At 61.8% G+C, this 20,375-nt stretch carries 16 protein-coding genes; 10 read left to right on the top strand and 6 right to left on the bottom strand.

Annotated elements, in window-relative coordinates; genetic code table 11:
- The first annotated feature begins 10 nt into the window (after positions 1-10).
- The 6 genes from B9Z01_RS10280 to B9Z01_RS10255 all read left to right on the top strand — a co-directional run bounded on the left by B9Z01_RS10280 (position 11) and on the right by B9Z01_RS10255 (position 6,270).
- On the top strand, positions 11-1,030 hold the full coding sequence (locus tag B9Z01_RS10280; protein WP_085482560.1) for a taurine ABC transporter substrate-binding protein: 1,020 nt from the start codon (positions 11-13) through the stop codon (positions 1,028-1,030).
- 36 nt (positions 1,031-1,066) lie between these two features.
- Positions 1,067-1,804 carry an ABC transporter ATP-binding protein gene (locus tag B9Z01_RS10275; RefSeq protein ID WP_085482558.1) on the top strand — a complete coding sequence of 246 codons (738 nt, stop codon included), beginning with the start codon at positions 1,067-1,069 and terminating at the stop codon, positions 1,802-1,804.
- 794 nt (positions 1,805-2,598) lie between these two features.
- Positions 2,599-3,867 carry an MFS transporter gene (locus B9Z01_RS10270; protein WP_085482556.1) on the top strand — a complete coding sequence of 423 codons (1,269 nt, stop codon included), beginning with the start codon at positions 2,599-2,601 and terminating at the stop codon, positions 3,865-3,867.
- A gap of 55 nt (positions 3,868-3,922) precedes the next feature.
- Complete coding sequence (locus B9Z01_RS10265) at positions 3,923-4,762, top strand: carbon-nitrogen hydrolase family protein (protein WP_085482554.1); 840 nt, start codon at positions 3,923-3,925, stop codon at positions 4,760-4,762.
- Complete coding sequence (locus B9Z01_RS10260; RefSeq protein ID WP_085482552.1) at positions 4,755-5,120, top strand: hypothetical protein; 366 nt, start codon at positions 4,755-4,757, stop codon at positions 5,118-5,120. The genes B9Z01_RS10265 and B9Z01_RS10260 overlap by 8 nt, the downstream gene beginning before the upstream one ends.
- A gap of 73 nt (positions 5,121-5,193) precedes the next feature.
- On the top strand, positions 5,194-6,270 hold the full coding sequence (locus tag B9Z01_RS10255; protein WP_275937495.1) for a porin: 1,077 nt from the start codon (positions 5,194-5,196) through the stop codon (positions 6,268-6,270).
- Between the two features lie 96 nt (positions 6,271-6,366).
- Here B9Z01_RS10255 and B9Z01_RS10250 read toward each other — a convergent pair whose 3' ends face one another.
- Positions 6,367-7,284 (bottom strand): LysR family transcriptional regulator, encoded by a 918-nt coding sequence (locus B9Z01_RS10250; RefSeq protein WP_085482548.1) that lies wholly within the window; start codon positions 7,282-7,284, stop codon positions 6,367-6,369.
- An 81-nt stretch (positions 7,285-7,365) separates the two neighbouring features.
- On the opposite strand from B9Z01_RS10250, the gene B9Z01_RS10245 reads away from it, so the two are divergent.
- Positions 7,366-8,292 carry a carbon-nitrogen hydrolase family protein gene (locus B9Z01_RS10245; RefSeq protein WP_085483479.1) on the top strand — a complete coding sequence of 309 codons (927 nt, stop codon included), beginning with the start codon at positions 7,366-7,368 and terminating at the stop codon, positions 8,290-8,292.
- 357 nt (positions 8,293-8,649) lie between these two features.
- Here the strand turns inward: B9Z01_RS10245 and B9Z01_RS10240 are convergent, their stop codons facing one another.
- Positions 8,650-10,419 (bottom strand): methyl-accepting chemotaxis protein, encoded by a 1,770-nt coding sequence (locus B9Z01_RS10240; protein WP_420814656.1) that lies wholly within the window; start codon positions 10,417-10,419, stop codon positions 8,650-8,652.
- A 584-nt stretch (positions 10,420-11,003) separates the two neighbouring features.
- Here B9Z01_RS10240 and B9Z01_RS10235 point away from each other — a divergent pair.
- Entirely contained in the window at positions 11,004-12,017 is a 1,014-nt protein-coding gene (locus B9Z01_RS10235) for an AraC family transcriptional regulator (RefSeq protein ID WP_085482544.1), read from the top strand.
- A 166-nt stretch (positions 12,018-12,183) separates the two neighbouring features.
- On the opposite strand, the gene antC is transcribed toward B9Z01_RS10235, so the two are convergent.
- The 3 genes from antC to antA are packed head-to-tail and all read right to left on the bottom strand — an operon-like array spanning position 12,184 to position 15,104.
- Complete coding sequence (gene antC / locus B9Z01_RS10230) at positions 12,184-13,212, bottom strand: anthranilate 1,2-dioxygenase electron transfer component AntC (protein ID WP_085482542.1); 1,029 nt, start codon at positions 13,210-13,212, stop codon at positions 12,184-12,186.
- Between the two features lie 15 nt (positions 13,213-13,227).
- Positions 13,228-13,716, bottom strand: coding sequence for an anthranilate 1,2-dioxygenase small subunit (gene antB / locus B9Z01_RS10225; RefSeq protein ID WP_085482540.1), 489 nt, complete (start codon positions 13,714-13,716; stop codon positions 13,228-13,230).
- A complete protein-coding gene (gene antA / locus B9Z01_RS10220) occupies positions 13,713-15,104 on the bottom strand; it encodes an anthranilate 1,2-dioxygenase large subunit (protein WP_085483477.1) in 1,392 nt (463 codons plus the stop codon). The genes antB and antA overlap by 4 nt, the downstream gene beginning before the upstream one ends.
- Positions 15,105-15,535: 431 nt before the next feature.
- Here antA and B9Z01_RS10215 point away from each other — a divergent pair, with 431 nt between their 5' ends.
- Entirely contained in the window at positions 15,536-17,095 is a 1,560-nt protein-coding gene (locus B9Z01_RS10215) for a sensor domain-containing diguanylate cyclase (RefSeq protein ID WP_085482538.1), read from the top strand.
- A gap of 124 nt (positions 17,096-17,219) precedes the next feature.
- Positions 17,220-18,527 carry a solute carrier family 23 protein gene (locus tag B9Z01_RS10210; RefSeq protein ID WP_085482536.1) on the top strand — a complete coding sequence of 436 codons (1,308 nt, stop codon included), beginning with the start codon at positions 17,220-17,222 and terminating at the stop codon, positions 18,525-18,527.
- Between the two features lie 133 nt (positions 18,528-18,660).
- Here B9Z01_RS10210 and B9Z01_RS10205 read toward each other — a convergent pair whose 3' ends face one another.
- Positions 18,661-20,316: a Na+/H+ antiporter gene (locus tag B9Z01_RS10205; RefSeq protein WP_085482534.1), complete on the bottom strand. Its 1,656-nt coding sequence runs from the start codon at positions 20,314-20,316 to the stop codon at positions 18,661-18,663.
- Positions 20,317-20,375 lie beyond the last annotated feature (59 nt).

Raw genomic sequence — 20,375 nt, 5'->3', positions numbered from 1 at the left:
GAGACGAAAAATGAAAACGATGCAATGGGTCTATGGCGTGAGCGCGGTCGTGCTTGCCAGCAGTTGTTTTGTTCCGGGCGCGGCTTACTCGCAGAGCAAGCCTGAGGTCATCATCGGTTACGAGGACAACGGCGCCGATCCGTACATGGTGTCGATGGCTGAACATATGTTCGAACACCAGATGAACGCCGACGTCCAGTACAAGCTCTTCAGTTCGGGCCCTGCGGCGATGAGCGCGTTGGCGTCGAACAGTCTCACGTTCATGTGCGGCCTCGGTGTTCCACCGCTCGTCACCGCCATCGCACAGGGCTTGCCGATGACCATCGTGTACAACCAGGAGCGCTATACGAATGCGGCCGGCATCGTGGTCAAGCCCGACAGCGGCATCCATGACGTCGCGGCGCTGCAAGGCAAGAAGATCGCGATCGTGGCCGGCTCGCAGGCCTCTTTCGAACTGGCGACCTTCCTTGCTGCCGCGCACGTGCCGTATTCGTCGGTCACGCAGATCAACATGGCGCCACCGCAGATGCGCACATCCTGGGTGACCGGTGCGATCGACGCGGCAATCGTCTGGGATCCGGTATTCAGCGCGCTGCGCGCGGCTGGCGGCAATGCGATCAAGACCGATGGCGATCTGCCGCGAGAAGCCTCGAGCTACAACGTCTGCATTGCCAACTCGGAGTGGGCGAAGGCGCATCCGGACCTGGTCCGCGGTTTCGTCGCGGCTCTCGACCAGGGCTATCAGGCGACGATGAAGAATCGCGACCAGGCGCTCGCCGAGATGGCGAAAGCAACGGGTGTGACCGTGCCTGTCGCGACGAGTGAGCTTGCCGGTTATGAACTGTTCTCCGGCGCCGACCAGACCACGCCGAAAGTCATGGGCCTCGACGCGGGCGTCAAAACCTCCGCGACGTACCTGACCCTGGTGAATACGGCCAAGGTGCTCAACTCGATAGGCCGCATCCCGACGGTGCCGGCGAACTTCGACAATAACGTCGCGCCACAGTACTCCAAATCTCTCGCGCACTGACCCATTGACTGTCTGACCGTCAAGCAGGAGACGAACTTGAATATCGTCATCGATTCTCTGTACAAGACATTCGGCGCCACAGCGGCACTGGAAAACATCAATCTGCAGTTCCGGGGCGGCGAATTCGTCACCGTGCTCGGCGCCTCCGGCTGCGGAAAGACCACCTTGCTGCACCTGCTCGCAGGTTTGACGTCGCCCACGCGCGGCAACATCTATATCGATGGCGAGGTCAAGGACGAGCCTGGGGCCGACCGTGTCGTCGTGTTCCAGCAGGCCGGATTGTTTCCGTGGCTCAGCGTGGAAGAAAACATCGAGTTCGGGCCGTCATTGCATTCGGTGTCGAGAGCCCAACGGCGCAAGGACTCGGCGGACATCCTGCGGATCATCGGTCTGGAGTCTTTCGCCCGGCACAAACCCTATGAGTTGTCGGGCGGCATGCAACAGCGTGTGGCGATCGCGCGGGCGCTCGTGATGAAGCCGAAGGTGCTGCTGATGGACGAGCCCTTCGGCGCATTGGATGCGCAGACCCGCAGTTCCATGCAGACGTTTTTGACGGCGCTGTGGGAAAAGCTTCACTGCACGGTCGTGTTCATCACCCATGACATCGACGAAGCGATCTTTCTCGGCACGCGTCTTGTCGTGCTTTCGGCGCGACCGGGGCGCGTCGCGCTCGACGTACCCATCGAACTGGAACGGCCGCGTACTCAGGAGGTCGCTTTCGAACCTCACTTTCTGGAGCTGAAAAAGCGTGCGATGGGGATTCTGGCGCATTGACCTCAGGCATAAAAGCAGAACAATTCGGAATGCAAAACACAAGGAAGGGCATCGGCAAACGTATTGCAGGACCTTCAACGCTCGTCACTTCGGCTGAATAGCCTGCGTCGCGCGGTGCCGCGGCGGGTGAGGTCGTCATACTGAGTCATCGTTTCCCCGCCGTTCTAATTTTTTAAGGCAATGGCGTAGCATGGCCGGGAGCCCTGACGTCCTCTCGCGGCCTCAGCGCGACGGGCATCACAAGTCCGTCTACGGAGACATTGGCGAACATCTGTCACGCGCGGATATCACCGTTGCTCGATGAACGATTCCATTCCCCAATGAACCGGACGATTTATCCGCCGGGCAAGACGTAGCTGGACAGGAAGCACAGGCCAGCATCGGCCGACAGTTCGTTTTGCGGGCGACTAGCCTCGCACACATCTCCCGGTCCTCCCGAACGTGGTGGATCAGCAGGCTGATGGTCGACGCCCGTGGGTTGTCCAGGACATTCACTGCGGCGGCCGAGACAAAGAATTCGACCGGCATCTCAACTCGCCAGCGCGCTTACGTCGCCACACCAGCTATCCACATGGCGTGATACGCCTCGAAGCACGCTCCCGCTGCTCGATATTTTTGGTGTTCATATCGAATATCTCGACAGACCGGTTTCCCTGCGCTGTCGACCTGCGACCATACGGACACGGCTCTAACCGGCCGCTTCGCCATTGCGCTAACCGCCTGGTCGTCAGTTAGCGCCCCGAGCCATTCCGGCCGATTGCACCATCGCGGGCATTTTTGGAAGAGATAGAAATATGAAAACACGCACGGTCGTGCGCTGGAAGCTTGCGTGGTTACTGTTCCTGCCAATCACTCTGTTGATGTCACTGGATCGCACAGCGATGGTGGTCGCCGCGCCCATCATCCAGAAAGACCTGGGCTTCAGTCTGCAGCAGATGTCGTGGATTCTGACGGCATTTCACTGGTCCTATGCGCTGCTCTCCATTCCAGCCGGGATGTTTGCCGCCTATTTCGGGGCGCGTATTGCACTCGTCGTCGCGAATGCTGCCTGGTCTGTCCTCACGCTCGCCATACCGTTCGCGCCGTCGGTTGGTGCGTTGACTGGCATGCGTTTGCTGCTCGGTGGATTTCAGGCCGTCGACTGGCCAAGTTCCATCGCGTCGTTCAAGCAGTGGTTCCCGACCGCAGAACGGTCCCGCGCAAATTCGGCGCTGCTGGCCGGCGTCTATCTCGGGCCGATCCTGGGCGCGCCGATCACTGCGTTGCTGGTGAGCGATTTCGGATGGCGCAGCGCGTTTTTGACGTTCGGTCTCCTTGGCCTGGTCAGTGCCGTGTTGTGGTGGACATTCTTCCGCAACACGCCTGACGAACATCCGGGCGTATCCGACGACGAGCGCGCATACATCCGCAAGGGCATGGCTGACGAACGCGTACACGAACGGAAGGGGTCGCTGGCCGCACTTGTTCGGCGTCGCGCATTCTGGACGATCGGACTTCAAGGTGTCTGCACGGGCGGGGTCATGGGCTTCTTCAACACCTGGTTGCCCACCTACCTGATGCAGGAACGCGGCGTCGCATTGAAGTCGCTCGGTTTCTTTTCGTCCGTTCCGTGGATGATCCTGCTGGCAGTGGTTTGCATCGCATCGGTGGCTGCGGACCACATCTACAAACGCACCGGGTCTGAATGGGCGGCACGTGTCCCATCGGCGGTGTTCGGCTTTCTGGTTTCGGCCGTTTGTCTCGTGTTAGGCGTGAACATGCATGAAGTACCGGCAGCTCTGGCGTTGCTCGCCGTTTCCCTCGGAGGCATGGGGTTCGTTCAGGTTTCCACGTGGTCGACCATTCAGCATGTAGGCGGCGACAACACCGGCATTCTCACTGCGTGGAACGGCATGCTGACCAATGGCGGCGCAGCGTTGGGGCCCGTTTTGATGGCCATGCTCGTACATCGCGACGGAAACTGGATCGTCGCGCTCAGCGCCACTGCAGCCATTGCAATAGTCGGCGCATTCGCATGGCTGTTGATCTATCCGATGCGAGCAAACACCCGCTTGGCTAACTGACGCTTCGCTCGTCAACAGAAAGAACCAACGTTCGAATACTTATCCCGAGGAAATCATGAAGTCCACGATACGCGCCGCTGCCATTCAAATGGTTTCGTCACCCGATTGTGCCGAGAATCTCGAGACAGCTGAGCGCCTGATTGCCGAAGCTGCTTCCAGCCGCGCCGAATTTGTTTCGTTGCCGGAATATTTCTGCCAGCTCAGCAGCGACGCTTCTGCAAAATTGAGGATCGCTGAAGATAAGGGAGCCGGGCCGATTCAGGACATGCTTGGAAGCGCCGCAAGGAGACACGGGATCTGGCTTGTCGGCGGTTCGATACCGCTCAAGACAGCCGATCCCAAACGGGTGACCAATACGACGCTCATGTTCGGCCCCGATGGCGAATGCGTCGCCCGGTACGACAAGTGCAACCTGTTCAGTATTTCGTCTGCCGAAGTGACCCATGACGAAAATCTCACGATGATCGGTGGCGACGAACTGGTCGCGGTGAATCTTCCATGGGGGCGTGTCGGTCTGGGCATCTGCTATGACGTCCGCTTTCCACGATTCTTTGAGCGACTCGGCGAAGTCGACGTCGTGGTTCTCCCGTCCGCATTCACTTTTCCAACCGGCGCCGCGCACTGGGAATTGCTGATTCGCACACGCGCCGTCGACAACCAGTGCTTTCTGCTCGCTTCGGCGCAAGGCGGTCTTCATAAATCGGGGCGTCGCACGTGGGGACACACGATGGCGGTGGATCCGTGGGGCCGCGTTCTCGGAACGATCGACGAAGGTGAGGGCGTATTGACCGTCGACATCGATCTGTCGGAAGTCGGCCGCGTGCGCTCGACCCTGCCCGTTGTCCGCGACCGGGCGATAAACGACAACCTGAAAGGAGTGAAATCCGATGCTTGAAAATCCGATTACTTCGCGAGCGACATGCGCTCGTGTCTTCAAGGTGAAGGTTCATCCGGGCAAAGAACAGGCGTATGCGGATTACGTCCGCGACGTGGTCGAGCCGATCGATGAAATTGCACACGCGGCGAATGTATTCGTCGATGTCGTCACTATTCGGCCGGAAGGTGATGCTGCATGGACGCATGCACGAATCTTCACCTTCCGGGACGAAGCTCACCGGGACGCGCTTGCGCAGGCAATGGCACAAGCCGCCGCGTCTTTCGACGGGAACGACGAAGCAAGGGATGCGCGGAAGCGATACGCAGAGACGCTTCGCGCCACGATCGCGGTGTCTGATTACTCGATGAGTGATTAGGTCTTCAAGCACCCATGCAGTAACAAGATCAGCGTATCTATTCATCTAATTTATTTAGATTTACTAATTTATAGTGAAAAGAAAAAAGGTTTGGAGATTGGGATGCATTGGGGCAACTGCGGCAACGACGATCTGCTTGTCTTCGCCGGCACGGGCAGATTCCGTAACCCTGTACGGCGTGATCGATACGGTCGTCGATATCTCGAATCAGGGATATGGAACCGTGAGCAGAATGATGAGCGGCAGCGATTTGGGCTCGCGGTGGGGCCTCAAGGGCGACGAAGATCTGGGCAACGGCGTGCATGCAGTCTTCCAGGTCGAAAATGGCTTTTCTTCGGCAACCGGCGCGTTGCAACAAGGGGGACTTCTGTTCGGGCGGCAGGCGTACGTTGGTCTCACGAGCGGCTACGGTAACGTTACGATGGGACGCCAGTACAACCCCGAGAACCGTATTTTCTGGACGATCGATGCATTCACTCTCGGGATGGCCGGAGGACTTTCACAGCCTATCGCGGCAAATCAGGCGCGAGCTCAGCTCGGCCGTGCCAACAATTCCGTCGAGTACGTATCGCCGGACTATGCGGGTTTGCGCGTACGGTTGATGTATGGATTTTCAGACACAGGTGTTGCCGGAAATCTGAAAGGTGGCTCGATTTCCTACGACCGGTACAACCTCAAGCTAGGCGCGGGTTACGTAATAGGTGAGAACGCGTACGGAACTGGAAACTATGCGTCATTTACAGCGGGCGGAAATTATAAGATTTACAGTTTCACGGTGTTCAGTGGCTTCCATCGCGACTGGAACAGTTGGGCGAACTCGGAAACCAAATTCCTGGGCACCCAGATCTACGACATGGTTCCGATAGGTGTGACGTGGAACGCCACTCCTGCGTTGACGCTAATCGCACAATATGCGCACATATTCGACCGAACCCGTAGTTCCGCGGCAAGCCAGTCTTCATCTCTGTACGCGATCGGTTTGACTTATTCGCTCTCGAAGAGCACGTTCCTCTATTCGGATTATGGTCAGATCGAGAATAGAAATGGATCGCAATGGTCGCTTGGTGGCGGACTCTATTCCGGTGCCCCGGTCGGCCCCGGAAATCCGACAGCAAGAACGTTCCAGGTAGGCATTTCGCATCTGTTCTGATCGTCCCTTCCGGTGCGAAGCCGCGTCGGCGGCTTTGCATCGGAACGGGCCCGGTTTTGCCGTCGGCACTATCGAGACAAGGTCTTTCCCTCAGGGCTAAGCCGGATTCGAAAAGCATTCGGAAATTGCGCCCTGAACCTTGACGATCGCAGCGTCGCGCAATGAACTGTTGCGCCAGCCGAGTTCGATGGAATAGCGTGGCAGGACGAGCGGACAGGCTAGCAATTGCAGACCGGTCATATTCGCTATCGCGACAGCTGCGTGCTGCGGAATCGTTGCCACTGCCCGGCTCCCTTTCAATAAAAAGGGCAGCCCGGCGAAATGGGTCGTCGATCCGATGACCTTTCGTTTCAGGTTCAATGTAGCCAATGCTTCATCGACGATTCCGACCACTCCACCGGAAGACACAAGGATATGTCCGCGCTCGACATATTCGTCGATCGTCAATTCGTTGGTTGAATCCTTGAAGCTCGATCGATCGACCAGACAGGCGTAGCCTCCCTCACCCAATACCTTGTGGCCGAGCCCTCGCGACGCCAGTCCGCCTGCCGTGATAGCCAAATCCATTTCCTGATTGGCGAGTGAATCGCTGACGATCTGGCTATACGTCTGTCGAAAAATGATTCGCAGCCCAGGGGCTCGTCTGCTAACCGCATCCATGATTTTGGGTCCCACTGCGATCTCGATGTCGTCCGAGAGCCCGATGGATACCGCGCGGCCGTAGAAGGTCTTTGCATCGGGCGCCGAGATCGTGAGACTGAGACGGCATCCGTCGAGCGCCTCGCTAATGACGGGCTTCAGTTCGCGCGCCCTCGATGTCGGTGCAAGACCACGCCCCGTGCGTACGAACAGCGTGTCCGAATAGACATCGCGCAGTCTCCTCAATGCGGCACTGACCGCCGATTGAGTCATATCCAGACGAATTGCGGCCCGGCTTGCTCCGCCTTCCTCGAACAATGCTTCAAAAATTTTCAGAAGATTCAGATCGACAGTCGAGATATCAATATTGCTCATATCGAAAAGTTGGGATATGCATTCCTTCTATTTTATGGCTGCGCGATGATGGATGCATCAAAAGTTTCCATGGAGAGTACCGTGTCCAAATCGAAAGTTGCCGCGCTTCAGATCGGGGCATCGCCGCTGGGTAAAGCGAAAACGCTTCAACATATTTTGTCGTTCGAAGATCAAATTCGCGCATCCGGCGCGAAGCTTGTCGTCATGCCTGAAGCGCTGCTTGGCGGCTATCCTAAAGGCGAGATATTCGGAACGCGGCTCGGGTACCGGCTGCCTGAAGGGCGCGAAGCCTTTGCCGGCTATTACGAGAATGCGGTCGACGTACCCGGCCCGGAAGCCGACGCGCTTGCCGAGCTATCTGCTCGATGCAACGCGTCGATTGTCATCGGTGTCATCGAACGCGCGGGAAGTACGCTGTATTGCACCGCCCTGTTTTTCAGCCCTGGTGAAGGACTCGTGGCCAGGCATCGAAAGCTGATGCCGACGGGAACGGAACGTCTGATCTGGGGACAAGGCGACGGCTCGACGCTCCCGGCCGTGGCGACAGAGGCGGGCGTCGTCGGTGCGGCGATTTGCTGGGAGAACCATATGCCGTTACTGCGCATGGCGATGTATGCGAAGGGCGTGCAGATCTGGTGTGCACCCACCGTCGACGAACGCGACATCTGGCAATGCTCGATGCGGCACATTGCTCATGAAGGTCGGTGTTTCGTCATCAGCGCGTGCCAGGTGCAACCGTCGCCGGCGGCGCTCGGCCTCGACGTGCCCGGCTGGGACAAGGATCGCCCTCTCATCAACGGTGGCAGCCTAATTGTTGGACCGCTGGGAGAAGTGCTTGCAGGACCGCTGCATGGCGAAACAGGACTCGTCGTGGCCGAGGTGGACACGGATGACATTACGCGAGCTCGTTACGATTTCGACGTCATCGGTCATTATTCGCGTCCCGACGTTTTTTCGCTCTCGGTCGACGAACGGCAAAAACGTACAGTCGCATTCATTACGGAATGACGTCGCTGGAAGTATCCGCTACCGCTCTTTCATACCGGTCGGGAGCTCCCGACCGGTCCTCATCGTCCAGACGGCAGCGTCGCAGGGCGATGTGAGGACGCGCTTCGAGAAGCAACTCGCCAGAAAGCGTGAGTGCCATGGCAACGCAATGCAGCGTGCTGCCACTATCCGAGTGGCCTTGTCGGCTGAAAACGGACTGCCGGAACCGTCTGCCGGCAGGCGGCCCTCGAACCACAGCGCGGGATGATATTGCCGGACGAGCATGTCAATACTCGCCCGGCAGCAGAACCGTTGTGATTGCCCGTCTGACTCTGAGTGCTGACGTAGACCACACGGCGCTTTGCCAAAAAACCTCGATCAGAACGTGTCCCACCCGTCGTCTGCGTTTTTGACAGACGCGCCCGCCGTACCCACGCCGCCAGCCGCTCCCACCAACGCAGCCACCGGCGCTGCAGCGGTCGTTCGCGCTGCGCGTTGAACGGGCGCTGCCACCACTGCCCGACGCGGCATCTCCCTGCGCGCAATCGCAACCCCAACCGCAACCGGAACTGAAGCAGCCGCAACGGCAACCGGAGCGGAAGCCGACACTGAAGCAGCAACCCCGCCCGTCCCCGCACTATTCACGACCTGAAAGAACGCCACCGTTTCGCTCAACTGCTGTCCTTGATCTTCCATCGAGCGTGATGCCGCCGCGGCTTCCTCGACCAGTGCGGCGTTCTGCTGGGTGACGTTGTCCATCTGCGTAATCGCGAGATTCACCTGCTCGATGCCGCGGCTTTGTTCCGTCGAAGCCGCCGCGATTTCCGCCATGATGTCGGTCACGCGCGCGACGGCCTGCGTCACTTCGCTCATCGTCTTGCCCGCTTCGCCGGCGAGCGCCGAGCCGTCGCGGATGCGGTCCACCGAGTTGGCGATCAGATCCTTGATCTCCTTGGCCGCGCTCGACGAACGTTGCGCGAGGCTGCGCACTTCGCTGGCGACCACCGCGAAGCCGCGTCCCTGTTCTCCGGCGCGCGCCGCTTCGACGGCCGCGTTCAGCGCGAGGATATTGGTTTGGAACGCGATGCCTTCGATGATGCCGGTGATGTCCGCGATCTTGGTCGAGCTGTCGCTGATCTGCTGCATCGTGTCGACGACCTGGCCGACTACCGCGCTGCCCTTCTTCGCGACCGACGAAGCGTTCGCGGCAAGCGCGCTGCCCTGCTGCGCGTTGTCGGCGTTCTGCCTGACCGTCGACGTCAACTGCTCCATGCTCGACGCCGTTTCCTGCAGCGACGCGGCCTGCTGTTCGGTGCGCTGGCTCAGGTCCATGTTGCCCGCGGCGATCTGGCGCGCCGCGCCGGCGATGCTCGTGCTGCTGTCGCGCACGCGCGTGACGACCGCCGTGAGCCGCTCGTTCATCTCGCGCAGCGCGCTGAGCAGCCTGCTGGTTTCGTCGTGACCGTCGACGCTGATGCGCGTGCGCAGATCGCCTTGCGACACGGTGTGCGCGACGTTGATCGCAAAGCCGAGCGGTCCGGTCACCGCGCGCGCGATCAGCCAGCACGACGCAATCGCGAGCGCAATCGCGGCGACGCTGATCGCAATCAGCAGGTTGCGCTGGCTCTGGTAGTGCGCGGCATAGTCGTTGACCATCTGCTCCTGGCGGGTACGCGTGTAGTCGGCGTAGGTATCCGTCGCGCGGATCAGCGCGGCGAGCAGCGGGCGGCAGTTTTCGTCGATCTCGGTGATCGCGTCGTCGCGCTTGCCGGCGAGCGCGAGTTCGGTGATGTGGGTCGCAACCGGGCCATACGCCGCTTCGATGCGATTGATCTCGGCGATAAGGCTGCGCGCCTTCTCCGATGAGTCGGTCGCGCTCGCAATCATCTGGTTGAGCTGCTTCAGGTGGGCCTGCACGTCTTCGTGCGCGCGCATCACGTCGGCTTTCTCTATTTCGATATCCTGAGGTTTGGTCACGAGCACGAGATTGCGTGCGGCGATCGCGCGGCGGTCGATCGCGGTTCGCACCTGAACGACCATGTCCGCGCGCGCGTTGGCGCCGTGCACGAAGTCGGTGAAGTCATCGGTCGAATCGCTCAGCGCCTTCAGAGAAAGGCAGGAGACGGCAACGACGATCAAGGAAAGCATGCCGAAGCCGGCAATGAGTTTGCTTCTGATAGTGAGGCGATTGAGGCGCACTTTTATTTTCTCCAGTAACGAAACGTAGAACGGTTCGCGTGGACTCTGCGGTCCGGGAATGGGAATGTCTGTATCAGGCCGCCGTGCTTTCCGGCGGCTTTGCGTCTTACCCCCGTGGGTGCCTGCCGTGGTACCGGCAAAAAGACATCCCATCTACCGGATATCGGATCGAATGCAGCCGGACTTGAGAGATAACGCCGTTTCCGTGCAGGCTTGCATGCGATGCATGAAGAAAGTGGAAAGACTCGTGGCTTTGAATGTATTTAGGCGCCTGGCGAAAACTTCGCCTTTCGAGTAGATTTCATCAGGCGTAAGCGCTTCATGCGGGCTTGCCGGGGCGTTCCTTGCGGGTTCCATCCAGGCGCAACGTCTGTTTATTCGCGGACAATGTTTTTATCCATTTATGCGGATCCGTCGCTGTTGAGGTAGTCTTAACGGAACCCGCAATGCTCCACGATGCCCCGTTCAGCACCCTCATGGTTGTCCCTGGATGAACCCAGTGGGCGCGCAAATCCCTGCCATATTTTCTGCAAATGCGATCAACACCGGAACCAGGCAATCGCGATATCCGTGCCGCGCTGAGCGACCTCGATGGCGCGCGCGAATGGATGGCGTCCATTTGCGGTCCTCACGGGCTGCAGGTGAGTCAGCCTGAGCGGCTGCGGTTCCATCAGTCGGGCACCGTGTTGCGTTCGATGGCGACGACGCTCGGCTATGTCGAATACGGCACCGACGTCACGGTGGCGGTGCGCGAGAACAGTCCGCTGAACTGCTACAGCGTGAGCCTGCCGATGGCCGGGCAGCAGGAGCTGGTCGCGCACGGCAAGACGTGGCTGTCGGACCAGGACTGCGGGTTGATCGTCAGTCCGCAGGAGTCGCAGGATCTGACCATCACTGGCAATTGCCGCAAGCTGCATGTCGCGATTCCGCGCTCGGCGCTTCGGCAGGTGCTGCAAACGATGCTGCAGCGTCCCGTCGAAGCGCCGCTCGTGTTCCAGCCCGACATGAACGCGGCCATCGGCGACCAGGCATCGTGGTGGCGCATGGTCAAGTTTCTGGTCGGCGAGATGGAGCGCACGGGGCCGTCGCTGGGGCAGCTCTATATGTCGAGCGAATTCGAACTGACGCTGCTCAAGGGGCTATTGCTGTCGCAGCCGCACAACTACTCGGAGCAACTCGCCAATGTGTCGGCGTTGACGCCGCCGCATTACTTGACCAAAGCGCGCCAGTTCATTCACGACAACGCGCGCGAGCCGCTGACGCTCGAAGACATCGAGCGCGCGGCGGGTGTGTCGCGCTTCAAGCTGTTCGAGGGATTCCGGCAGTATTTCGGCTGCGCGCCGATTGCGTATCTGAAGCGATACCGGCTCGAATCGGCGCGGCGGGATCTCGTGGAAGACCGCTCGGTGCGCAACATTTCGTCGGTTGCGCTGAGCTGGGGGATGTCGCATCTCGGGCGCTTCTCGACCGAGTACAAGGCGATGTTCGGCGAGTCGCCGTCCGATACGCTCAAGCGCTCTGCGCGCGCGCCGGTGAGCCGACGCTAGGTCCGCCGGCGATCGAGGCTGCCCTGAGGCTCGCTTTAAACTCGCGCATTCACGCGCACGTCGGCGCAATGCCGCGCACCGCGCCTGCCGCAATCGTCCCGCCGCATCGTCTCACGACGACAGAACGGGACGAAAACGAAACAGACATGCCTTCGAACCACGCGCTTTACCGCGCGTTGCTCTCGCCAAACTTCTCGTAGTACAGCCGGTAGTCCTGGATGCCCTGTTCGGTGAGCCAGGTCTTGATCGCTTCGACCATCGGCGGCGGACCGCACACGTACATGTCGAAGCCGTTCGCTTCGAGGAACGAACGGTCGAAATGCTCGGGGATCAAACCGGTTTTCCCCGCCCATTCCGGCGCCGGATTCATCACGACCGTTTCGACCGCGAAGCCTTCGATGCTCGCCTTATAGCCGTTGATGCGCTCGGTTTCGCACAGGTCCGCGGCATGGGTGACGCCGTAGTACAGATGCACCGGATGCGCGCAATTGCGCTTCGCCGACATATCGTCGAGCATGCCGAGGAACGCCGAGAGACCGGTGCCGCCCGCGACCATCACGAGCGGACGCTCGACCTGGCGCAGATAGAACGCACCGAGCGGCGCTTCGAACTCGACCGTGTCGCCGGCCTTGCAGCGCTCGCGCAGATAGTTGCTCATCACGCCGTCGGGCAGCAGACGAATCAGGAATTGCAGCTCGTTGCGCGCGTTCGGATGATTGGCGAACGAGTACGAACGCCATTCTTCGGTGCCGGGCACCTTGACGCGAGCGTACTGCCCCGGCAGAAAATCGAGCTGACGCGGATGCGCGCTCGCATCGAGACGCAGGATCGCGGTCGTCGCCGAGACCCGTTCGACGGCGACCACGCTCGCGGACACGGTGCTCGTGCTCGCGCCTTCGCAGAGCGTCGAATCGAAGTCGAAGTAGAACGACGCGTCCGACTGCACGCGCGTCTGGCACGAGAGGATTTTGCGCTGCGCGAGATCGGCTTCGCTGAGCGTTTCCTCGTCGACGTAATCGAGCGTATAGGTGCCCGATTCGCAGCGCCCCTGGCAGGTGCCGCACACGCCTTCGCGGCAGTCGAGCGGAATGCTTACACCGTGGCGCAGCGCCGCATCGAGCAGCAGCTCGTTCGGGCTCACGTCGAAGAACGCGGTTTTGCCATCGGCAAAGCTCAACGCGACTTTATGTTTCATCGTCGTGCTCCCTGCTTACAGATGATAGAAGTCCAGCACCGCGTTGATGTGGTCGTTCAGCAGCAGCACGTGCTTGCGCCTGATCTTCCAGCTATCGCCCGACGGCTGCAGGTCGTACACCGCGCGGCCGTAGAAGTAGTCGGTCGAACCGTGGCGCGTGTACATCGTCGACCAGTTCACGTTCGCTTCCACGAGCGAATCCTCGCGCCCGCTCAGACGCACGTTGCTGATCTGATGCATCGTGCGCGGCAGCGGCGTCGACGCAGCCGACTTGCCGGTGCGCAGGCGGAACACACGGTCTTCGAGGCCGGCGCGGTCCGAGTAGTAAATCAGCGACATGCCCTGCTTCGGGTCGGTCGTGTACACATGCTCGGAATCCCACTGCGGCACGTGGAAAACGCTCTGCGGATCGAACAGTTCGAGGTATTCGTCCCATTGCTGCTTGTCGCACAGGTCGGCCTTCAGATACAGAAACTGCTCGACGGAGTGTTGGAGTTGGCTCATGCCTGCTCTCCCTGCGATTCGATGGATTTGTCCAGACCCTTGAGGATCGTGTCGCGCCACGTGCCGTGCTGGTTCACGTAAAGCCCTTCATGGGTCAACTCGGTGCCGGTCAGGTTCGGCGTGATGCCGAGCAGCGTGGTGTTCGCGGTCGCGCCGCTTTCCCACTTGTGATGACCGCGCGAGATGTCGCTCCAGCGTTCGAGCCGCGCCTGGAAGCCGCGTTGCTGCTCGCGGAATTCGACGAGGTCGTCGGGCGTGCCCATGCCGGACACGTTGAAGAAGTCTTCGAACTGACGGATGCGGTTTTCGCGATCCTCGGCCGATTCGCCCTTCACGCCGATGCACTGGCTGATGATCTCCGTCTTGTTCCATGCGACCGGCCGCACGATGCGCAACTGCGAGCTGATCTGGTCCATGAAGAAGAGGCTCGGATAGACGTTCAGGTTGCGCAGCCGGTGCATCATCCATTCGGCTTTGCCTTCGCCGTAGGCTTCGACGAGACGCGGCATCACGCTCGCGTAGCCGGGACGCACCTCGGGGTTCGGCATGTCGCTGAACAGCACGCTGTGGCCGTTTTTGAACGCGAACCAGCCGTCGTCGGTTTCGTTGTCGCCGGCGCCGAGCTTGCTGTAGTCGAGCGTGCCGCTCGGCGCGTCGCCGTTCTTCGCGTTCGACTCGATGCGGTGCTGCACGGTCGAAACGTAGTTGTAGTGCACCGTGCTCACGTGATAGCCGTCGAGACCGTTTTCGTTCTGCAGCTTCCAGTTGCCGTCGAACGTGTAGGTCGACTTGCCCGGCAGCACTTCGAGTTCGCCGGTCGGCGACTGTGCGACCATCATGTCGAAGAAGATGCGCGCGTCGCCGAGATAGTCTTCGAGCGTGTCGGTGCCGCCGACGTCGAGGCTCACGAACACGAAGCCCTTATAGCTCGCGATGCGCGCTTTCTTCAGGCCGCGCACGGACTTGTCGAAGTCGTCGCAGTATTCGCCCGGCGCCTTCACTTTCACGAGGCGGCCGTCGTTCTTGTAGCACCATGCATGGAACGGGCACGTGAAGGTCGACTGGTTGCCCTTGGTCATGCGCGTGAGCGTGGCGCCCCGGTGCTGGCACGCGTTGATCATCGCGTTGAGGTTGCCGGCGCTGTCGCGCGAGATGATGAGCGGCTGGCGGCCCGCGCGCATCGTCACGAAGTCGTTCTTGTTGGCGATTTCGCTTTCGTGGCAGGCATAAATCCAGTTCTTCTCGAAGATGAACTCCATTTCGAGCGAGAACAACTCGGGCTCCGTAAACATTTCGCGGGCAATCCGGTAGACGCCTTCCGCCGGGCGGAAGTCCAGACAGCCGCTCACGAATTCGCGCCATTCGGAGGCGCTGCGCTTCTCGCTCATCATGTGTCTCTCTCCAATGTCGACCAGAGTCGGCGCTTCAGTGCTGACTCCGATCCCATACAGGTGATTGCAGGGGGCCAATCGTTTGAACGTTGACAGGCTCGATTGAATACCCAATTGGCGGGGCGAACTATCCGTCCAATTTGCATTCGTTATCCGATTAATTTGGGCGCGGCTGGATAGCCCGGCAGACGGGCGCCGGAGCGGGGCCAGGCGGCCCTGGGTGACCGGTTGGCACGGCGTCCGCTCGGCTCGCACGCGGGATCTGCGCCGAGCTACCGCATAAGCCTGTAAAAACACGCTTATTCGGACCATTGCGGGCGGCTGCGTCTGCTACCCTACCGGTTCACGGGACGCGTATCCGAGGGTATTCACGGGGGCGCGCCGCTTCTTCACGCGCGTGGTTCAGCGCATGTCAGAACGAACAGCAAATGGTGACGCGCCGACCGAACGCCGTGATTGCTATCAGCATCGTGCTGGCCGGTGCGATTCTCGCAATCGCCGTGTGGCTGCTCGCGCAGATGCGCGAGGACGCGTTGCGGCGCGCGCAGGACGCGGTCTTCAACGTGTCGCTGCTGGTCGAGCGCGACGTATCGCGCAATCTGGAGATCTACGACCTGTCGCTGCGCGCGGTGATCGACGGACTCAGGCATCCCGGCGTGCTCGAACTGCCGCCGGTCATCCGTCAGATGGTGCTGTTCGACGGCTCGATCGGCGCGAAGGACATGGGCTCGGTGTTCGTCCTCGACAAAAACGGTAACGTCCGCTTCGATTCGCGCTCCGTTGAGCCGCGGCCGCTCAATTTCGCCGGGCGTGACTTCTTCAAGGTGCAGCGTGATTCGCCCAACGTCGGCCTCTTCATCAGCCATCCGTTCAGCCCCGGCGGCAGCGGCACGGAAAAGGACCAGGACAAGGATCAAGACAAGGACATGCGCATCGCGCTGAGCCGGCGCATTTCGCAGCCGGACGGCAGCTTCGGTGGCGTGGTGGTCGGCACGATGCGCCTCACGTATTTCCGTCACCTCTTCGATGGCATGAAGCTCGGGCCGAGCGGTTCGATGGCGCTGATGCTGAGCGACGGCACGATGCTGATGCGCCGTCCTTACGATCCCAAAACGATCGGTATCAACCTGACCGGCACCGCGAACTATTCGCGCTTCATCCGGCAGCCGAACGGGGATTTTTTCGGCACGGCGGCAATCGACGGCGTCGAGCGCTGGTACGCGTTCAGCCATATCGACATCTATCCGCTGATCCTCGACGTCGCGCTTTCCACTGGCGACATCTACGTCGAATGGCGGCGGCGCGCGTGGATCATCGGCACGCTGATCGCCGGGCTCGACGTGACGATCATCGCGCTCGCGATCCTGTTCTCGTACCAGTTGCGCCGCCGCCGCGAGGCCGAGGAAGAACTGCGCGAACTCGCGCGCACCGATGGCCTGACCGGGCTGAACAATCGCCGCGCCTTCGAGGAGGAGGTGAACGAAGAATGGCGCCGCGCGCAGCGTAACGGCTGGCCGCTGTCGCTGCTGCTGATCGACGTCGACTACTTCAAGGGCTTCAACGACCTGTACGGCCATTCGGCGGGCGACGAAGCGCTGATCGGCGTGGCGCGCTGCATCACGCAGAACGTGCGGCGCCCGGGCGACACGGCGGCGCGCTACGGCGGCGAGGAGTTCGCCGTGCTGTTGCCGGACACCGGCGCGGCGGGCGCGCAGCGCATCGCCGAGCAGATTCGCACGGCGGTGCAGGCGCTGGAGTGCCGCCACGTGGCGAGCACGCATCACGTGCTGACGGTGAGCGTCGGCGCGGCCACCGCGCACGGTCCGCTGATCGAGACGAGCCGCGCGCTCATCAACGCCGCCGACGAAGCGCTTTACCGCGCTAAGGACGCGGGCCGCAATCGTGTGCAGCTTTATCGGGCAGCGGAGGGGGCGCCGGCCGATGGAGCGGTCGTGACGCCGGACACGCAAGGGCCCGGCACGCATTGAAGGCGCTTGCCAGCCCTTATTGCTCTCCGTAAACTCGCGCGTAACTTGCCGGACCGCACGCCGCAGGGCGTGATTCACACACACCACACCACACACCGCGCCGACCAAGAGGAGAACCCCCGCGATGGCCGAATCCTATTTCCCCCGCTGGCGCCGCCAGCCTGCCGCCGCCGAGGGCGGCATTGTCGGCATCGACGAACGGCTCGCGTGGCCGCAGATGTTCGCGATGGGCATCCAGCACGTCGTCGCGATGTTCGGCTCGACCGTGCTCGCGCCGCTCCTGATGGGCTTCGATCCGAACCTGTGTATCTTCATGTCGGGAATCGGCACGCTGCTGTTCTTCGTGCTCGTGGGCGGCCGCGTGCCGAGCTATGTCGGTTCGAGCTTCGCGTTCATCGGTCTCGTGATCGCGGTGACCGGCTACGGCGGCCACGGCCCGAATCCGAACATTCCGGTCGCGCTCGGCGGCATCATCGTGTGTGGCGCCGTGTATGCGGTGATCGGCCTGATCGTCTCGGCGGTGGGCACCCGCTGGATCGAAACGCTGATGCCGCCTGTCGTGACCGGCGCGATCGTCTGCGTGATCGGCCTGAACCTCGCGCCGATCGCCGTGCACGGCGTGAGCGGCAGCAACTTCGATTCGTGGATGGCGCTCATGACAGTGCTATGCGTGGGCGCGGTCGCGGTGTTCGCGCGCGGCATGCTGCAGCGTCTGCTGATCCTGATCGGCCTGCTGGTCGCCTACGTGATCTACGCGATCGTCGCGAACGGCCTCGGCATGGGCAAGCCGATCGATTTCTCGATCGTCGCGAACGCCGCGTGGTTCGGCATGCCGCGCTTCACGGCGCCGGTGTTCGACGTGCACGCGATGACGCTGCTCGCGCCGATCGCGGTGATCCTCGTCGCCGAGAATCTCGGCCATATCAAGGCGGTGAGCGCGATGACCGGGCAGAACCTCGACCGCTATGTCGGCCGCGCCTTTCTCGGCGACGGGCTCGCGACCATCGTGTCCGGCTTCGCGGGCGGCACGGGCATGACGACGTACGCCGAGAACATCGGCGTGATGGCGGTGACGAAGATCTACTCGACGCTCGTGTTCGCGATCGCCGCGGTGATCGCGCTCGCGCTCGGCTTCTCGCCGAAGTTCGGCGCGGTGATCCAGACGATTCCCGGACCGGTGCTCGGCGGCGTGTCGATCGTCGTGTTCGGGCTGATCGCGGTGACGGGCGCGCGCATCTGGGTCGTCAACAAGGTGGACTTCTCCGACAACCGCAACCTGATCGTCGCGGCCGTCACGCTCGTGCTCGGCGCCGGCGACTTCTCGCTGAAGCTCGGCGGCTTCGGCCTTGGCGGGATCGGCACCGCGACGTTCGGCGCGATCATCCTGTACGCGCTGTTGAGGAGGAAGCCGACGCAAGGACAGGTGGCCTGAGTTTCGTTCGACCGGCACCGCCGCCCGCGTAGGACGGCGGGCGCCGCCGCCGAGCGCGCACTGCCGGCGTCGCGGATATCAAAACCGACGAGCGGCTCCATCGCCGCCGCCGTTCTCCAGAGCACCCGAACCGCTATCTCTTGCGCGCGGTCAGCGCCGTCTCCGACAGATCGACCTCGCGTATCAGCTTGTTCATCGTTTCGTCGTTGATCCGCTGGCTGTTGCGCAAATCGAGCAGCGTCTTGCGTTCGGCGCGCATCGCCGCGAGCTTCATGCGGAATTCCAGCGCATCGGCGCGGCGCGCGAGTTCGCGTGGCTCCTGTTCGTCGTCGAGCGCCGCGAGGCGGCGGCGGTACACGTCCATCACGCGCGCGGTCACATCGGTCGCATACGCCTGCGCCGATTCTTCGAGGTCCGCGCATTCAGTGTCGTGAATATCGTCGACCGCGCGAATCGCCGCTTGTGCGGCAAGCGTGCGAGCGAGCGCTTCTTCGGCCGCATGCGGATCCTTGCCGCGTCGCCAGCCGCGCAGCAGGACCGGCAATGCCGCGACCGCAATGAGCAGCGACAGCAGGATCACGCCCGACGCGATGAAGATCGCCAGATCGCGTCCCGGCAGCGGCGTGCCGTTCGGCAGCAGCTCCGGCAGTGACAACACACCCGCGAGCGTCACCGCGCCGCGCACGCCCGCCACCGTCGTCACCGATACCATGCGCAGGCCCGGCACCGCATTCGCGATGCCATGCTTCGCCGCGCCCCGGCTCGCGAACCAGCGCAGCAGCCACACCCACACGAAGCGCATCGCATACAGCGCAAGCGCCACCGCGACGATGTAGCCGATCAGCAGCGCCACCTGCGCGTCGTTGGTTTCGTGCGCGTCGAGCAGCGCGCGGCCGAGAATGTGCGGAAACTGCAGTCCGAGCATGATGAACACCATGCCGTTGAAGACGAACTCGATCATCGTCCACGTGCTCGAGGCCCGCACGCGCGAGGCGACCTGCCACGTATTCGCGATGTCCGCGTAGTTCATCATCATGCCGGCGGAGACCGCCGCCAGGATGCCAGACAGTTCGAAGCGCTCGGCGGTCAGATAGGCGGCGAACGGAATCAGCAGCGTCATCACGACGCCGGGGGCGGGGTCGCCTTCCTCGGCGAGATGGAGAAAACGCGCGGACACGAAGCTGAACAGCGCGCTGACCGCCGCGCCGACCGCGAGGCCGCCCACCGCGATGATGACGAAGCTCACCGACGCTTCACGTAGCGAAAACGCGCCGGTCAGCGCCGCGGCGATCGCGAACTTCAGCGCGACGAGGCCCGACGCGTCGTTCATGAGCGCCTCGCCTTCGAGGATGTGCATCAGTTGCCCCGGTATCTTGCCCTTGCCGGAGATCCCGCTGAGCGCGACGGCGTCGGTCGGCGACAGCACGGCAGCGAGCGCGAACGCGACCGGCAGCGAAATCTGCGGCACGAGCGCGTGCACGAAATAGCCGACCACGAGCACGGTCATGAACACGAGGCCGAGCGCGAGCATCAGGATCGCGCGGCGCGCCATGAAGAATTCGCGCTTCGGGATGCGCCATCCATCCGCGAACAGCAGCGGCGGAATGAACAGCAGCATGAAAATTTCCGGATCGAACGTCACGTGCAAATCGAGGCGCGGCCACGCGAGCAGCGCACCGATCGCGATCTGCACGAGCGGCAGCGGCAGCTTGAACGGCAGCGCGCGAGTCAGCACGCCGGAAGCGGCAACGGCGAGCAACAGGATCAGGACAGTGAAGACAATTTCCATCGTGTGTTCCGGGAATAGCGGGGGTGTCTCAGGGCGAATCGCCGCGGCGCCGGGTTTGC

This window comes from Paraburkholderia susongensis, from assembly GCF_900177725.1.
GTDB classification, from domain to species: Bacteria; Pseudomonadota; Gammaproteobacteria; order Burkholderiales; family Burkholderiaceae; genus Paraburkholderia; species Paraburkholderia susongensis.
The sequence above is the reverse complement of the archived record's forward strand: the minus strand, read 5'-3'. Positions and strand labels throughout refer to the sequence as shown.

What these genes read in the sequence shown, in the direction of transcription:
- B9Z01_RS10280 (WP_085482560.1), top strand. Translation starts at nt 11, where the DNA reads ATGAAAACGATGCAATGGGTCTATGGCGTGAGCGCGGTCGTGCTTGCC.
- B9Z01_RS10270 (WP_085482556.1), top strand. Translation starts at nt 2,599, where the DNA reads ATGAAAACACGCACGGTCGTGCGCTGGAAGCTTGCGTGGTTACTGTTC.
- B9Z01_RS10265 (WP_085482554.1), top strand. Translation starts at nt 3,923, where the DNA reads ATGAAGTCCACGATACGCGCCGCTGCCATTCAAATGGTTTCGTCACCC.
- B9Z01_RS10260 (WP_085482552.1), top strand. Translation starts at nt 4,755, where the DNA reads ATGCTTGAAAATCCGATTACTTCGCGAGCGACATGCGCTCGTGTCTTC.
- B9Z01_RS10250 (WP_085482548.1), bottom strand. Translation starts at nt 7,284, where the DNA reads ATGAGCAATATTGATATCTCGACTGTCGATCTGAATCTTCTGAAAATT.
- B9Z01_RS10240 (WP_420814656.1), bottom strand. Translation starts at nt 10,419, where the DNA reads ATGCTTTCCTTGATCGTCGTTGCCGTCTCCTGCCTTTCTCTGAAGGCG.
- B9Z01_RS10235 (WP_085482544.1), top strand. Translation starts at nt 11,004, where the DNA reads ATGCGATCAACACCGGAACCAGGCAATCGCGATATCCGTGCCGCGCTG.
- antC (WP_085482542.1), bottom strand. Translation starts at nt 13,212, where the DNA reads ATGAAACATAAAGTCGCGTTGAGCTTTGCCGATGGCAAAACCGCGTTC.
- antB (WP_085482540.1), bottom strand. Translation starts at nt 13,716, where the DNA reads ATGAGCCAACTCCAACACTCCGTCGAGCAGTTTCTGTATCTGAAGGCC.
- antA (WP_085483477.1), bottom strand. Translation starts at nt 15,104, where the DNA reads ATGAGCGAGAAGCGCAGCGCCTCCGAATGGCGCGAATTCGTGAGCGGC.
- B9Z01_RS10215 (WP_085482538.1), top strand. Translation starts at nt 15,536, where the DNA reads ATGGTGACGCGCCGACCGAACGCCGTGATTGCTATCAGCATCGTGCTG.
- B9Z01_RS10210 (WP_085482536.1), top strand. Translation starts at nt 17,220, where the DNA reads ATGGCCGAATCCTATTTCCCCCGCTGGCGCCGCCAGCCTGCCGCCGCC.
- B9Z01_RS10205 (WP_085482534.1), bottom strand. Translation starts at nt 20,316, where the DNA reads ATGGAAATTGTCTTCACTGTCCTGATCCTGTTGCTCGCCGTTGCCGCT.